13 protein-coding genes are annotated in these 14,266 nt (G+C 66.3%); 8 read left to right on the forward strand and 5 right to left on the reverse strand.

The genetic code is table 11. The annotated features are described in order from the left end of the window. Positions 1-8 precede the first annotated feature (8 nt). From cydB to N8I74_RS08260, 3 genes are read left to right on the forward strand one after another with little or no spacing between them, the layout of a single operon-like run. Positions 9-1,148, forward strand: coding sequence for a cytochrome d ubiquinol oxidase subunit II (cydB, locus tag N8I74_RS08250; protein WP_263126414.1), 1,140 nt, complete (start codon positions 9-11; stop codon positions 1,146-1,148). Between the two features lie 56 nt (positions 1,149-1,204). Then, positions 1,205-1,369 carry a cytochrome bd-I oxidase subunit CydX gene (gene cydX, locus N8I74_RS19465; protein ID WP_408611892.1) on the forward strand — a complete coding sequence of 55 codons (165 nt, stop codon included), beginning with the start codon at positions 1,205-1,207 and terminating at the stop codon, positions 1,367-1,369. 36 nt (positions 1,370-1,405) lie between these two features. After that, a complete protein-coding gene (locus tag N8I74_RS08260; protein ID WP_263126415.1) occupies positions 1,406-1,981 on the forward strand; it encodes a flavin reductase family protein in 576 nt (191 codons plus the stop codon). Between the two features lie 43 nt (positions 1,982-2,024). On the opposite strand, the gene N8I74_RS08265 is transcribed toward N8I74_RS08260, so the two are convergent. Beyond that, positions 2,025-3,488 (reverse strand): S8 family serine peptidase, encoded by a 1,464-nt coding sequence (locus N8I74_RS08265; RefSeq protein WP_263126416.1) that lies wholly within the window; start codon positions 3,486-3,488, stop codon positions 2,025-2,027. Between the two features lie 602 nt (positions 3,489-4,090). On the opposite strand from N8I74_RS08265, the gene N8I74_RS08270 reads away from it, so the two are divergent. Together N8I74_RS08270 and N8I74_RS08275 are read left to right on the forward strand one after the other, a co-directional pair. Then, positions 4,091-4,708 carry a phosphatase PAP2 family protein gene (locus tag N8I74_RS08270; protein WP_263126417.1) on the forward strand — a complete coding sequence of 206 codons (618 nt, stop codon included), beginning with the start codon at positions 4,091-4,093 and terminating at the stop codon, positions 4,706-4,708. A 101-nt stretch (positions 4,709-4,809) separates the two neighbouring features. Continuing rightward, positions 4,810-5,535: a substrate-binding periplasmic protein gene (locus N8I74_RS08275; protein WP_263126418.1), complete on the forward strand. Its 726-nt coding sequence runs from the start codon at positions 4,810-4,812 to the stop codon at positions 5,533-5,535. 45 nt (positions 5,536-5,580) lie between these two features. Here the strand turns inward: N8I74_RS08275 and N8I74_RS08280 are convergent, their stop codons facing one another. Together N8I74_RS08280 and N8I74_RS08285 are read right to left on the reverse strand one after the other, a co-directional pair. Next, complete coding sequence (locus N8I74_RS08280) at positions 5,581-6,042, reverse strand: methyltransferase family protein (protein WP_263126419.1); 462 nt, start codon at positions 6,040-6,042, stop codon at positions 5,581-5,583. Positions 6,043-6,139: 97 nt separating this feature from the next. Continuing rightward, complete coding sequence (locus N8I74_RS08285; RefSeq protein ID WP_263126420.1) at positions 6,140-6,994, reverse strand: polysaccharide deacetylase family protein; 855 nt, start codon at positions 6,992-6,994, stop codon at positions 6,140-6,142. A 328-nt stretch (positions 6,995-7,322) separates the two neighbouring features. Between N8I74_RS08285 and N8I74_RS08290 the strand changes: the two genes are divergently transcribed. Both N8I74_RS08290 and N8I74_RS08295 read left to right on the forward strand, forming a co-directional pair. Then, positions 7,323-8,210 (forward strand): carbohydrate ABC transporter permease, encoded by an 888-nt coding sequence (locus N8I74_RS08290; protein ID WP_263126421.1) that lies wholly within the window; start codon positions 7,323-7,325, stop codon positions 8,208-8,210. Next, positions 8,207-9,034 carry a carbohydrate ABC transporter permease gene (locus tag N8I74_RS08295; protein ID WP_263126422.1) on the forward strand — a complete coding sequence of 276 codons (828 nt, stop codon included), beginning with the start codon at positions 8,207-8,209 and terminating at the stop codon, positions 9,032-9,034. The genes N8I74_RS08290 and N8I74_RS08295 overlap by 4 nt, the downstream gene beginning before the upstream one ends. A gap of 12 nt (positions 9,035-9,046) precedes the next feature. On the opposite strand, the gene N8I74_RS08300 is transcribed toward N8I74_RS08295, so the two are convergent. Both N8I74_RS08300 and N8I74_RS08305 read right to left on the reverse strand, forming a co-directional pair. Further along, positions 9,047-9,373: a hypothetical protein gene (locus N8I74_RS08300; RefSeq protein ID WP_263126423.1), complete on the reverse strand. Its 327-nt coding sequence runs from the start codon at positions 9,371-9,373 to the stop codon at positions 9,047-9,049. After that, on the reverse strand, positions 9,370-11,070 hold the full coding sequence (locus N8I74_RS08305; protein WP_263126424.1) for a M30 family zinc metallopeptidase: 1,701 nt from the start codon (positions 11,068-11,070) through the stop codon (positions 9,370-9,372). Before N8I74_RS08305 ends, N8I74_RS08300 begins: the two co-directional genes overlap by 4 nt. A 769-nt stretch (positions 11,071-11,839) precedes the next feature. Between N8I74_RS08305 and N8I74_RS08310 the strand changes: the two genes are divergently transcribed. Next, positions 11,840-14,233, forward strand: coding sequence for an EAL domain-containing protein (locus tag N8I74_RS08310; protein WP_263126425.1), 2,394 nt, complete (start codon positions 11,840-11,842; stop codon positions 14,231-14,233). Positions 14,234-14,266: the final 33 nt, after the last annotated feature.

The following is a 14,266-nucleotide window of genomic DNA, read 5'->3' on the forward strand; positions in this document are numbered from 1 at the left end:
GGTCCGCGATGATGTTCGACTACGAAACGCTCAAGCTGGTCTGGTGGGGGGCGATCACCCTGCTGCTGCTGGGCTTTGCACTGACCGGCGGCTGGGATCTGGGCGTGGCCACGCTGCTGCCGTGGGTGGGGCGCACCGATGAGGAACGCCGCGTTGCGCTCAACGCGATCGGTCCCACCTGGGAAGGCAACCAGACCTGGCTGATCACCTTCGGCGCCGCGTTGTTCGCCGCCTGGCCGCTGGTGTACGCGGCGGCCTTCTCGGTGCTGTATGTGGCACTGGTCTTTACGCTGTTCGCCCTGTTCCTGCGCCCGGTGGGCTTTGACTACCGCAGCAAGCTGGCCGACCCGCGCTGGCGCAGCGGCTGGGATTGGGGGCTGTTCGTCGGCGGCGTGTTTCCGGCGCTGGTGTTCGGCATGGCGATCGGCAACCTGTTCGTCGGTTTGCCGTTCCGCTTCGACGACACCCTGCGGGTCAGCTACCACGGCGGGTTCCTGGATCTGTTCAATGTGTTTGGCGTGCTGTGCGGCCTGCTCTCGGTGCTGTTGCTGGCATTGCATGGCGCGGCCTATCTGTACCTGCGCAGCGATGCGGCCGTGGCCGAACGCGCGCGGCGCGCCGTCATCGTGGCCGGCGTGCTGGTCGCGGCGCTGTTCGGCATGCTGGGGCTGGTACTGCACGGCATCACCGGCTACGCGCTGACCGGCATTGCCGACGTGAACGGCGTGGTCACGCCGTTGCAGAAGGCGGTGACCCGGGCCCCGGGGCTGTGGCTGGCCCGGTTCGACCAGTCGCCGGCGCTGTGGCTGGCGCCGGGTGCTGGCATGGCCGCCGCACTGCTGGCCGGCCTTGCCGCCTGGCGGCGCTGGCGCTGGTGCACGCTGGCCGGCAGCAGCGGTGCGGTGACCGGCGTCATCGTCACCGCGGCACTGGCGCTGTTCCCGTTCGTGCTGCCGTCCAGTAGCGACCCGCGATCGAGCCTTACGGTATGGGATGCCGTCTCCAGTCAGCGCACGCTCGGCCTGATGCTGGTGGTGATCGGTCTGTTCCTGCCGTTGATCGCGCTCTATACCGGCTGGGTCTACCGGGTGATGCGCGGCACGGTCACCGTGGCGCACATCCGGCGCGATCCGCACGCAGGTTATTGAACCAGCCGCGGCGTTGCGCGGCGGACGCCGACGCCCGTGGCGACAAGGAGTGCCATATGTGGTATTTCACCTGGATTCTCGGTATCGGCCTGGCGTTGGCGCTGGGCATCATCAACGTGCTCTGGCTGGAAAGCCACTATGCGTTCGGGACGCGTGACGCCAAGCGGACGCAGGAACGGTTCGAGCGGGCGCGTGCCAGAAGAGGCAGACGACCGCATTGACCGGCCGTCCCGATTCCCATCCGCAGGAGCCCTCCCATGCAGGATTTTGCCCCCGTTGCACTCGACAAAGCTGCCATCCTGCTCAATCACGGGCCGGTCACGCTGGTGACCAGCGCCCACGGCGATGCCCGCAACGTGATGGCGGCTTCCTGGGCCATGCCGCTGGATTTCATGCCACCCAAGGTGGCGGTGGTGATCGATGCGCGAACCTACACGCGACGTCTGATTGAATCCTCCGGCGAATTCGCATTGAACGTGCCGGCCCGGGCGCTGGCTGCGGCGACGCTGGCGGTCGGCTCGGTCTCGGGCGCGCAGGAGGACAAGTTCGCCACGCAGCGGCTTGCCACCTTTGCCGCTTCGCGCATTGCCGTGCCGTTGCTGGAAGGATGCATCGCCTGGCTGGAATGCCGCGTACTGCCCGAGCCGCACAACCAGCAGCGCTACGATCTGTTCCTGGCCGAGGTGGTGGCCGCCTGGGCCGACCCGGCGGTGTTCTCGGCCGGGCGCTGGCAGTTCGGCGACGACGACGCACTGCGTTCGATGCACTACGTTGCCGGCGGCTGGTTCTTTGCCACCGGCGAGGCCTTCAGCGTCAACGACGACGAACCGTGAACCCAGGCCGGGCAGGCGCCGCCGCTTCCCCGGCCGGGCTTCGTCAACCGCCGGTGGCGCAGGTGCCGCCCTGTTGCCAGATGGCCGGCACTACCGGTGGGATCCAGTTCGAGCCCGGGTGGGCGGTATGCCCCTGCAGCGCGGTGTAGTTGCGGCCGGCGAAATGCACCACGTTGCCGGCGGTGTAGCGCGCGCCTTCCACCCACAACGGGCAGGCCGGCGGATACTGCGCCAGCAGCCGGTCCACCGCTGCACCGGCATTGAGGATGCCAGCCCCCCAGCCGGTCACGCCTTCGACGGGGAAGGGGGTGGCGGTCTGCTGCAGCAGCGCCACTGCCTCGTCGGAAGGCAGATCGGGCTTGAGCGAGAACAGGAGCGCGAGGGCAGCGCTGACCTGCGGTGTGGCCATGCTGGTGCCGGTATAGCGGATATAGGTCCAGCCCGCGCTGCTCAGGTCGGGCACATCGTAGCCGGTGTTGAGCGTGGACAGGATGCCGTCCGGACCGATGCCGCCCGGGGCTGCGAGGGCGACCGCCTGGCCGCTGTTGCTGTACAGGGTGCGCATTCCGTCCGGGCCGGTGGCGGCGACGGTCACGACATGGCGACAACTGGCCGGTGAGTAATAGTCGGTGCTGCCGCCGTAGTTGCCTGCCGCGACGACCAGGACCGCGCCGGTCTGATGCGCCCGGTCGATGGCCTGCTGCAGGTACTCGGGGCAACTGATGCTGCCGCCCAGGCTCAGATTGATGATCCGCGATGGATTGGGGTTGGCAATGGTGTCGTGCACCCCGGCTGCCCACAGGATGCCGCCGACGATGTCCGACAGATAACCGCCGCCCTTGCCGAGCACCCGCACCGGCACGATCCGGGCCCGGAACGCGCCACCGGTCACCCCCAACAGGTTGTTGCCTTGTGCGGCCAGCGTGCCGGCCACATGCGTGCCGTGCCAACTGCTGCCACTGGGCCAGTAGCACAGACCCAGCCGTGTCTCGGCCGGGCCGCACCAGTCGCCCCGGTCCTCGCCACCCGGAAAGGGCGCCTGGGTGCGTTTGTCCCAGGTGGTGTCGATCGGGCAGGTACCGGCCATGATGCAATCGCTGATGAAGGTGTAGCCAGGCTCGGCCACGTTGCCTTTGGCCGGGGAAATGCTGCCCAGATCCGGATGCGGCAGCACACCGCTGTCCACCACCGCCACGTTGACGCCGTAGCCCTGGCTGCGCTCCCATGCCGGGGCGAAGTTGGCGCTCCAGCGACCGGGCGCGATCGCTTCGAAGGCCCACAGTTCGCCCAGCCGTGGATCGTTCGGCAGGGCGGTATGCTGGATCAGGGCATCGGCTTCCGCGCTGGCGATGGCCGGGTCCTGCCGCAACCGGGCCAGCGCGGTATCCAGGGTGGCCGGATCGAGCCGTTGCGCCAACCGGACCACGTGGTAGGCGGTGTTGGCGTGCTGCCTGGCGGCCTGAGGCGCAATGCCCCCGGGCAACGTGCCGTGGAACGCCGCAGGCATGCCCAGTATCTGTCCTACCCGCTGCGCGGCCTGCTGACCGGAGCTTGCATCCGCACCCTCGCCCTGTACCGAGAGAACTGCATCCGGCGACGCCAGACGCACCACAAGCCGATCGGTGCCACCGGGAGGCGCCTCGGCATACGCCAAAGATGTTAGAAATATGAAAGAAAAACATCGATTCAATATTTTGGTAAAAAATATGAAAACTTTCATTATTATTTCCAATTAAATAAGTTGAGTCGCTAATGTACTCCCCATCCAAGGTCGGAAATATGAAATTTTCGGTAAAAATTGACGTTAATCAGTATTTTTGCGATGGATATTTGAAAGGATGTTTAAAAAAACACGCGTTACATCTCGTAGCGTGAAATGCGGTACATATGGAATATTTGTAAGGAAAATGACGGCAGGGGTATGCTAGGGCCCATGGTGGCTGGCCTATGCTTTTCAGGTGGGCCAAGCGGCCGGGCACTACCGGGCCGGGTGGATCGACGCGAAGGGCGCGCCAGCGGCCTGGCAGCGCGATCATCATTGCGGCGCTCAGGTGGAACCGTGGACAGCGTATGTGGTCTGCCTTGGGCCCGATTTGATCTGGAGTGCGCATGTCGTTCTGGTTTTTGATAACGTTATTCGGCCACGCTTGGCTGATGTTTGGATTGGCGCTGGTGATCGCCGTGGTATTGGCATTCAATGGCACGCGTGCAGCTGCTTGGCGCTGGCTATGGCTGCTCGGGCTTGCTGTGGGGATCACCATTGCCAGCAAGTTGGCGTTCCTTGGATGGGGGTTGGGCATCCGTGCACTTGATTTCACCGGGGTGAGCGGCCATGCGATGTATGCGATGGCCATCTGGCCCATGCTGGCTGCTGTGTTGACCGAGGGTCGTGCACCGACGCTGCGGATGACGGCACTGGGTGGCGCCGTGCTGCTGGCGTTGGCAGTGGGTTGGTCCCGGCTCAAGCTGGGCGTGCATTCGCCGGCCGAGGTGGTGAGTGGCGCGCTGCTGGGGGGCGCCGTGGCCGCTGCGGCCGTCGGTGGTGTGCGTGCCGGACCCGCTTGGCGGCCGGCATTGCTGCTGGCGGCGGTGCTCGGCAGTGCGCTGCTGGCATGGCGGGTGCAGCCGGCGCTGCAATTACCTCACAACCTCCTGGTCAAGGTGGCGCTCGCCATCTCGGGCAAGGCGCAGGTGTACGATCGGTGCACGGCTTGGCCATGCTCGTAAGCGGGTAGCCGAGGCGCTGGGGCCGCTGGCCCGCATGCCCGTCCCGGATGGCTATAGTGATCAAGCCGGTATGAGGCGGTGGAGCAAAGGGCACTTCGGGCATGACCATATGGCGCTGGGCATGGTTGGGATGGGGGTGTTGCGCCATGGTGCAGGCAGCGCCGGCGCCATTCGTCTGCGGCGTCGCCGAGGGCTTTGCCCCGTATCAGTACCGCGATGCGCGTGGCGAGCCGGCCGGGCTGGATATCGAGGTGGCCCGGCTGGTCTTTGCACAACTGCCGCGTGAGTTGCGCCTGCGCCAGGGCCGCTGGGACGACATGCTGAGCAGCATGGCGTTCCGGGTCGGCCTGGTGGATGGCCTGTGCGGTGCCGAAATCACGCCTGAGCGCGCCCGACGCTTCATCTTCTCAAAGCCTTATGCGTGGCGGCGCAGCATGCTGTTCGTGCTGCACGACAGCCCGGTGCGCCACGTGCCTGATCTCTACGGCAAGGTGGTCACCGGCGACTGGCAGTCCTACACCGAGGCGGCATTGGGCGAGCAGCGTGGCCGGATCAGGCTGCTGCGCACCGCCTCCAAGGAGACCTCGTTCCGGCTGTTGTCCGAAGGCAAGGTGGCGGGGGTGATCGCGCCGGAGGCGGTGGGCGCCAGCATGGGGCGCAAGCTCGGCCTGCAGCTGCGCACGCTCGACCTGGGTGACGACGGCACGCCGGTGGGATTCCTGTTGCAGAAGGAGGACACGGCCACGCGCGAAGCGATCGATGCCGCCCTGCAGCGGCTGATCGACAACGGCATGTTGGCCGCACTGCTGCGCCGCTATCTGCGCTGACCTTGCGTGCGCGGCGTGGCCGCGCCGCCAGCGCACACTGAGTGCCTAGATCCAGCGCCGGGTGCGCTGCGCGTAGGCGTCGAACTGCGCACCGAACCGGCTGCGCAGCGCCCGCTCCTCCGGCACGATCTGGAAGCGGTTCATATACAGCACGAACAGCGGCACCGCGCCCAGCGCCAGCAGGTGCGACTGCCATATCGCCAAGCCCAGCAGTGCCAGCGCGAAACCCAGGTACATCGGATTGCGGCTGATCCGGTAGATGCCGCCGGTGACCATGGTACGGCTCTGCTCCGGGCGGGTCGGGTCGACGGTGGTGCCGGCCCGCCGAAACGCCAGCAGCGCCGGGGCGATCGCAGCAGCGGCAAGCGCGGCGGACAGCAGGGCAAGCGGTGCCGCGCCCGGCAGCTGGAACGCAAGACCCGGGGTCCAGTTGCCGGCAAGGTGCATCGCCGCGGCAAACAGCAGCGCCAGCAGCAGCGGCGGGATTCTGAGTTCAAGTACATGCATCGCAGGAGCTCTCCCAGGCAAGGCGGCAGCGGCTGCCATGGTAGCGCGGCCATCGCTGCCGCGGGGGCGGATTCATCGTTGCGATGGCCGCATCGGGCTATCTCGGCGTCGACGGTGCGGTGCCCAGCAATTCGTCGACGGTGACAAAGCGGTATCCCGCCGCGCGCAACCAGCCGATGGTGCGATCCACCGCGGCCACGGTCTTGTGGCGCGGCCCGCCGCCATCATGCAGCAGCACAATGGCCTCGGGGTGGGCGTGCTCCTGCAAGGTGCGTTCGATCAGGTGGGAACCGAAGGCCATGCGGGCGCGGTTCCAATCCTGTGGGTCGACCGACCATTGGATCACTTTCAAGCCGCGCTGCTGCAAGTGCTGTACCTGGGCGTCGGCGATGCGGCCGTAGGGGGGGCGCATCAGATGCGGGGTATAGCCCAACAGCCGCTGGAACACCGCCTGGGTGGCGCCGATCTGCTCATCCCAGAACGTCGCCGCATCCAGGCCGCTCAGATCGGGGTGGTCCCACGAATGATTGCCCAGCAGGTGGCCCTCGCGATGCGCGCGCCGTACCGTGTCCGGGTAGCGCTCCATTTCCCGTCCCAGCCAGAAGAACGTGGCCTTCACCCGGTGTCGCGCCAGCACATCGAGCAGCTTGTCGGTGTTCCAGCTCGGGCCGTCATCGAAGGTGAGCGCGATCAGCGGGCGGTGAGTGGGGCCTTCCAGCCACAACTGCCCGGCAAAGCGCCTGGCCTGCCTTTCGAATTCGGCGAGCGGCACCTGATCCCAGTGAGGCAGGAAAGGGGTGCGTACGTACTGGCGGGTCTTGGGCGTGGCGGCCGGCGGCAGCTCGGCCGGCGCAGGTGGCGCGGGCACCCAGCCGTAGCGGTACCAGCCCATCCCCAGCAGCAGGACGGCCAGTAGTACGACTGCCGCAATCCAGACATGACGCCGTTCCATGATGCCCGCCTCCGTGTGCCATCGCATGTATCCAGCATGCGCCATCGCCAGCCGGATGGGCGGTCCGGCGCTGCCCTGTTTGCCCGATAGCACAACGCCGGACAAATCCAAACCCTGGCAAGCGGTTATCTTGAAAGCAGTTCCGATCCGGCACCGCAGCCGGGCGGGCAGCTCGCCGGCGCAATGCGGTGGGCGCGGTTGGTCGCGGACCAAGGGGGAAAGACAATGGCTGTCGAAGCACAACGCAAGCCGGAGGTGCCCGTCCGCAGCGGCGGCACGCGTGCCGCGGGCGGGGCTGTCCGGCTCCGGCTGCGTGGGTGAGGCGGCCATGGCCACCCCTGGGTTGAGCACCCGTACCGCCTACCTGTTCGTTGCGCCGTGCGCGGCGGTGTTCGCCGTCTTCACGGTCTGGCCGATGCTGTACAACGGCTGGCTGGCCTTCCAGGATTATTTCGTCGCCGAGCGTGCCGCCGCCTGGAATGATTTCGCCAACTTCGTGCTGCTGGCCGAATCGCCACGCTTCCATGTTGCGCTGCGTAATTCGCTCCTGATGCTGCTGACCGTGCCGGCGATCCAGGCCGGCGGAATGGGGCTGGCGCTGCTGGTGCACCGCCCGCTCGCCGGGGTCACCGTGTTCCGCGCCATCTACTATCTGCCGGTGGTGATCACGATTTCGATCGCCGGCATTGTCTGGCGCTACGTATTCCACTACGACGGCGTGCTCAATTGGGCGCTGGTGACGCTGGGGGTGATGCCGCAGGGCGCCGGGCCGCAGTGGCTGAGCCAGCCCGGTTGGGCGCTGTTCGCGGTGATGGCCTTTTCATTCTGGAAGTACGTGGGTTACTACATGGTGCTCTACCTGGTCGGGCTTGCGGCGGTGCCGCGCGAGCTGACCGAGGCGGCGGTGCTGGACGGCGCCGGGCCCTGGGCGCGTTTCCGGCATGTCACCTGGCCGCTGCTGGCGCCGGTCACGGTGCTGTGCACGCTGCTTGCCACCATCGGCGCGCTCAAGACCTTCCAGGAGGTATTGGTGCTCACCGGCGGCGAAAGCGACAGCGGCACGACGCTGCTGTTCGTCTACCAATCAGCGTTCTTCGGCTTCAATTTCGGCGTGGCCGGTGCCGCGGCACTGCTGTTCACGCTGCTGTGCCTGGGCATTGCCGCCGTGCAGCTGCGGCTGCTGGGCCGGCACAACCCGTTCGCGAGGGGGCAATGATGCAACGCTGGCCGGTGGTGTGCGCCCGCTATGCCGGGATGGCGTTGTTTGCCATGTTCACGCTGTTCCCGTTCCTATGGGCCCTGTCGGTCGGGCTGTCGACCGATCCATCGGGGATCTGGCATTTCCCGGCGGCCTTTGTCCCGGTCGAACCGGGGGCCTATTGGTTCAAGCGCGTGTTCGCCGAGATGCCGTTCCTGCGCTATGTGGGCAATTCGCTGCTGTTGTCGGCACTGACGGTGGCGGGGGTGCTGGCATTGACGGTGCCGTGCGGTTACGCATTGGCACAGCTGCGCTTTCCGGGGCGCCGCGTGCTGTTCGGCGCCATGCTGCTCACGCTGACCCTGCCCTCGGAAGTGGCCATCGTCCCCAACTTTGTCACCATTTCCAGGCTCGGTCTGGTGGACAGCCATCTGGGCGTGGTATTGCCCAATCTGGCCAGCGCCTTCGGGGTGTTCCTGATGAAGCAGAGCTTCGAGCAGTTGCCTGCCGAGGTGATCGACGCTGCGCGCGTCGATGGCGCGGGCGAGTGGCAGGTGCTGCTGCGCGTGGCAGCGCCGCTCAACCTGCCGGCGATCGGCACGCTGGCGATCTTCACGCTGGTCACCGCCTGGAACGATTACCTGTGGCCGGCCGTGGTACTGACCACCCGTACCAGGCTGCCGATCTCCGTCGGCGTGTTCAACGATCTGACCGGTCCGTTTGCCGTATCGACCAGCCTGGTGATGGCCGCTGTGGTGATGGCGGTGGTGCCGGTGATCGTGCTGTTCGCGCTGACCCAGCGCTTCTTCCTGGCGCCGCAGGCGTTGCCAATGCGCGGCTGAGCCGGCAGGCCGCTAGCGGGAGGACGACGCGTCGTCGATCTGCTCCACCTGCAAAAGCGGCGGCAGCGTGCCGCCGCCGGGCGCGCGCAGCACAGTGCCCGAGACCGTGACCTGCCGGCGCTGCCAGCGTTGCAGCGCCTCCGGCGGCACGCCGTGCAGCGCCCACGGCCCGGCAGCGCGCGTATCCAGCAGCACGGTGGCCTTGGGGGCGCTGCCCTTGAGCAGCAGCATGCCCGTCAGGTTGATGCGGCTGCCCACGGCCGGCTTGGCAGCGCAGGCGCTCAGCAGCGGTGCCGCAGCCAGCGCGGCAACCAGGGTCCAGCGTAGCAGCGCGTTCATTGCACCACCACGCTCAACGACAACCCGGCCGGCACCGGCATCACTGCCTCGAAACGGTCGGTGTTCGGCCGGCGCACGAGCGGGAAATGCGCATAGGGCTGCAGCTGCAGCGGTGCGGCCGCCGGCAGCACACGCTTGTGCGCATAGTCCGGCCCGTTGATCGCGGGCAGCGTATAGCCGCTGTCGCGCCGTTCCGGATAGCCGTGCAGCGCCGGCGCACCGTTGGCGGGCAGCAGTGCGATCACCGTGGCCCAGCGCCGCAGTGCATCGGCAAGGCCGGTGCCGCCGGCCTGCCGGATGGCGTTGTCGAGCATGGCCACTGAATCGGTCGACGATTTGTTGCGCAACAGCCCCTGGTAAAAGCCGATGCCATGGTGGCGCAACAGATAGGCGCCGAAGCTGGCGGCGACGTTGTAGCTGAAACAGAGCGAGCCGGTGTCGCCGATCCAGCGTGTGAGGCTGCAGTTGAAGCTGCTGTTGGCCAGATAGCCGGGGAAGCTGGTGTCGCGCGCCGCATTGTAGGTGGGGTCGAGTTTCAGCCCGACGATATCCTCCATCATCAGCGCCGTGCTTTCCTCAAGGAAGGTGTCGAAGCCGTAGTACAGATCGTTGCGCCGGTCGGTGTCGTTGCGGTCGTCGTACAGCAGCACGCCGCGCTGGTAGTAATTGATCATGTGTACGAATTCATGCGCCAGCGTACTGACCTGCACCTTGAGACCCGTGTTGCCCTGCACCAGGTAAAGGGTTTCGGTGTCCATGAAGAACGAGAGCGCCTCGTTGCTGTACTGCAACTCGGGATCGTTGTCGTCGCGGATGAAATTGTTGACGCTCCAGAAGTAGCCCAGCAAGCCGTATGGCGCGCCGTCACGGTCGAAGTTGACGAAGACGATGTTCAGTTCCTGCGCGGCGGGGATCAGATCGCTCTGCACATGCTCGCCCCATGGTTGGCCGGCAAGGCCGGTCACCATGTTGTAGACCGAGTCGCCGCTGCCGGCGAAGGCGTTCGCCAGCCTGTCCAGCTGGGCATCGCTCACCTTGCCGGGGCCGTACTCACTGTTCTCCACCCACAGGTTGACGATACGGCCGTCGCCTGCCGTGAGCTTGCGGCGCAAGGTGGTCGTGCGTGTGCTGATCTGGTCGCCCGTGTCGGTCACGATCCAGTCCCGGCTGTCGCCGATCAGGGCGGCCACTGGCGGTGGGGCGCGGCGGGCGGCCAGCAGGCGGTGCTCGGCCCGGTGCAGATGCCGTTTCGGATCGAATTGGCGCACCCGTGCCGGCAATTGGTTGGCGGCGGGCGCGGTGACCGGCAACGACGGATCCCCCTGCTGCTGCGTGGCGCCCAAGGCAATGCTGGGCATGGCGACCGGTGCGGCGGTGGGGTTGGTGTAGATCAGCGTCACGCTTCTGCCGCGCACGCCGGCAATCGAAACCGGCAGGTTGACCCCGGTACTGCCGGTATTGTCAAAACGCCATATGCCGATGCCACTGCCTGCATAGGTCTGGCCATCGACCGCGCCACAGTTGGCACCCGCGCAGTCGGGCTTGAGTGCCACACCCGCAGTCGGGATCGGCGTCGGCGTAGGCGTCATGGTGCCGCCGCCCACCGGCACGGAACCGCCACCCCCACCGCCGCCGCCACAACCGGCCAGCAGGATGGTCAGGATGCCGGCGAAAATGGCGCCGCAGTGCTTGCTCATCGTCGTCCCCAGTATTCGGCCTGCCGTGTTGTCCGCTCCGGCTCAGGTCCGTGTGATATGTGTTTTGTTCTTTGTGCCTGCCAGGGCCGCCACCAGGTGATGCCGCGCGGCGGGCTTGCCGCAGTGGCAATCGCCTGTGCTATCCGTCGTATTGATCGCCGGCGATGGCCGTGTGGCAGCATGGCATTTCGGAACAGATTGGCCGATGCGCGGGCGAAACGGACTGTCATAAATACCAGGGCGGAAAAACCACCGGCTGCTGCAAATCAGCCTATTCAACAATTGATCGGATGGTGATTCGGCATTGCCTGTCATGAGACCGTTGCAGGGTGTGCGCTTATTGTAGCGGTATGGGGATTGGCAGGCCGGCGCCATAAATAAGCAAATTCGAATATAGAGGCGGGCCGGACCCGCTACGGCAAATCAACCCGCGGCACGCCTGCAATTGCCAAAGCTGCGGCAACGCGGGTGGAGGCCTTGCAGAGCCTGACGTTGCGGCCTCGCGTGCCGGTGCTGAGCCCGGCCTGCATTGCGCAATGTGGGCCATCCGTTCCCGGCGCCGGGGTTTGAATGCCGATTCATACAAGACGAGCTTGCGCTGGTGGAAAACCGATGCGATGGCTTTGAAAGCGGATTGGAAGTCTTTTCGGCTGGTCAGACTTTCAGCAGTCTCCGTCCGTCCAGTGCTCCCCGTGGGCAGCGCATTACGATTTGTGCCAGTTATTCCCTCCGATTATGCTCCATCCAAAAACCATCACGGTAACCGGTAGTGCTGCAAAACCTCTTTTACCGCGCCAGGGAGTTTTATCGCGAAAACCGTCTTGCCTGGCGCATGGTGGCGGCGGTGATCGTGATCGGCCTGCTGGTGACCGCATCGTTGACGGTGATTCTGGTGCGGATCGAATACCAGCGCAGCCTGGCCCGGGTCGAAGCCGACCTTGATACCCTGTCCAGCAGCGTGCGGCCGCAATTGGCGGTCAATCTGTGGCTGGTCAATACCGAGGCGGTGCGCACGCAGCTGCATTCGTTGCTGCAGACCAAGGTGATCGGCTGGGCACGCTTGGTGGAGCCGGACGGCACCCGCTATGAGGTCGGCCGTCTGCCGGCCAGCCATGTGGGGGTGATCCGCAAGCGCTACATGGTGGAGTACGAACATCCGCTGACGCATCGCAACGTGCCGCTGGGCGAGCTGGAGCTTGTGAATTCGCTCGAAGGGCTGCAATCGCTGCTGGTGGTCCAGCTGGGCCGCATGCTGCTGTTGCTCGGCTCGGGCATGATGACGGCCGCGCTCTGCTTCCTGTGGCTGTATCACCGGCTGATCGCGCGCCACCTTTCCCATATCGCCGACTACACGCGCCGTTTCAACTACGAGCGCATGACCGCACCGCTGGTGCTGTCGCGCGGGCACAGTGGCCAGGACGAACTGCAGACGCTGACCGACGCCATCAACACCATGCGGCGCAACCTGCTGATCGGCAATGCGCAGCGCGACGAGGCGCAGCAGGCCATGCTGCGCGAGAAGGAGTTGGCCGAGGTGACGCTGCGTTCGGTCGCCGATGCCATCCTGACCACCACCGCCGACGGACGCGTCAAGCTGCTCAACACCGCCGCCGAACGGCTGATCGGCTGGACCTTTGCCGAAGCCCGCGGCCGCCCCATCACTGAGATCGTGGTCACGCTGGATGACACCGGCGAAGCGGACTTCGCCTCGCTGCTGCAACTGGCGCAGATCGGCGCCCTGCCGCCGGGCGCGGTCAAGACCACCATCACCAACCGGCTGGGCGAGCACTACCGCGTCGAGATGGCGATCGTGCAGATCGGCGATACCGACGGCGGTACCGGCTTCGTGGTCGCGTTGCACGATATCAGCGCCGCCGAGGCACTGACCGCGCGTCTTGCCTATCAGGCGATGCACGATGAGCTGACCGGGCTGACCAACCGGCGGGGCTTCATGAACGCGCTGACGCTGGCGCGCGACCTGGTGCAGGAATACGGCGACGCGCGGGTGGTGATGCAGCTGGACCTGGACCAGTTCAAGCTGGTCAACGATACCTGCGGCCATCAGGCCGGCGACGAGCTGTTGCGCCAGCTGGCGCAGCAGCTGCAGGAAGTGCTGCCCAAGGGCGTGCTGGTCGGGCGGCTCGGGGGCGATGAGTTCGGCTTCCTGCTCGATACTGCCAACGAGGCCGAGGCCCAGCAGGTGGCCCGCAACGTGCTGCTGGCGCTGGAGCAGTATCGTTTTGTCTGGACCGGGCGGCCGTTCGTGGTGACCGGCAGCATGGGGCTGGTGCGGATGGATCGCGAGATCTGCGAGCCGCAGGAAGTGATGAGCTGCGCCGATGTCGCCTGCTATGCGGCCAAGGAGGCCGGGCGCAACCGCTTCGCCTGGTACCGCGGTGCCGAGGAGAACCTGGAAGGGCGCCACAACGAGCTGCAGCTGCTGGCCACGCTGCGCCAGGCGGCCGAGCAGGACTGGTTCCGGCTGCATTTCCAGCCCATCGTGCCGGCGCGGCCCGAGCTGGGGGCGGGCCACCACGAAGTACTGCTGCGGCTGGTGGAGCCGCACGGGCGCATGGTACCGCCCGGGGCATTCATTCCGGCCGCCGAGCGCTACGACCTGATGGCCACCATCGACCGCTGGGTGATCGCACACGTGCTGGACGTGCTGCGGCGGCAGCCCGAGCAGGTCTCGCTGTCGGTCAATCTGTCCGGCAAGTCGCTCAACCGGCAGACGCTGGCCTTTGTGCTGGAGCGGCTGGACGAGGCGCATGTGACACCGGGACGGCTGTGCTTCGAGATCACCGAGACCAGCGCCATCGCCAACATCCACGAATCGACGCAGTTCATCGAAGCGCTGCGCGAGCGCGGCTGCCGCTTTGCGCTGGACGATTTCGGCAGCGGTTTCTCGTCGTTCACCTACCTGAAGAATCTGCCGGTCGACTACCTCAAGATCGACGGCAGCCTGATCCGCGACGTGGTCGAGGACGACGTCAGCCGGCAGATGGTGATCGCGGTCAACCGCATCGCCCATGCGATGGGGCGGCAGACCATCGCCGAATATGTCGAGAGCGAGGCCATCGCCGCGGCGCTACGCGACATCGGCGTCGACTACCTGCAGGGCTACCACATCGGCATGCCGCAGCCGGAGCTGGCCGCTGTCTGACTGCCGCCACGCCACGCCACGCCACGCCACGCC

The sequence above is a fragment of the Chitiniphilus purpureus genome (assembly GCF_025642115.1).
In the GTDB taxonomy this organism is placed as follows: Bacteria; Pseudomonadota; Gammaproteobacteria; order Burkholderiales; family Chitinibacteraceae; genus Chitiniphilus; species Chitiniphilus purpureus.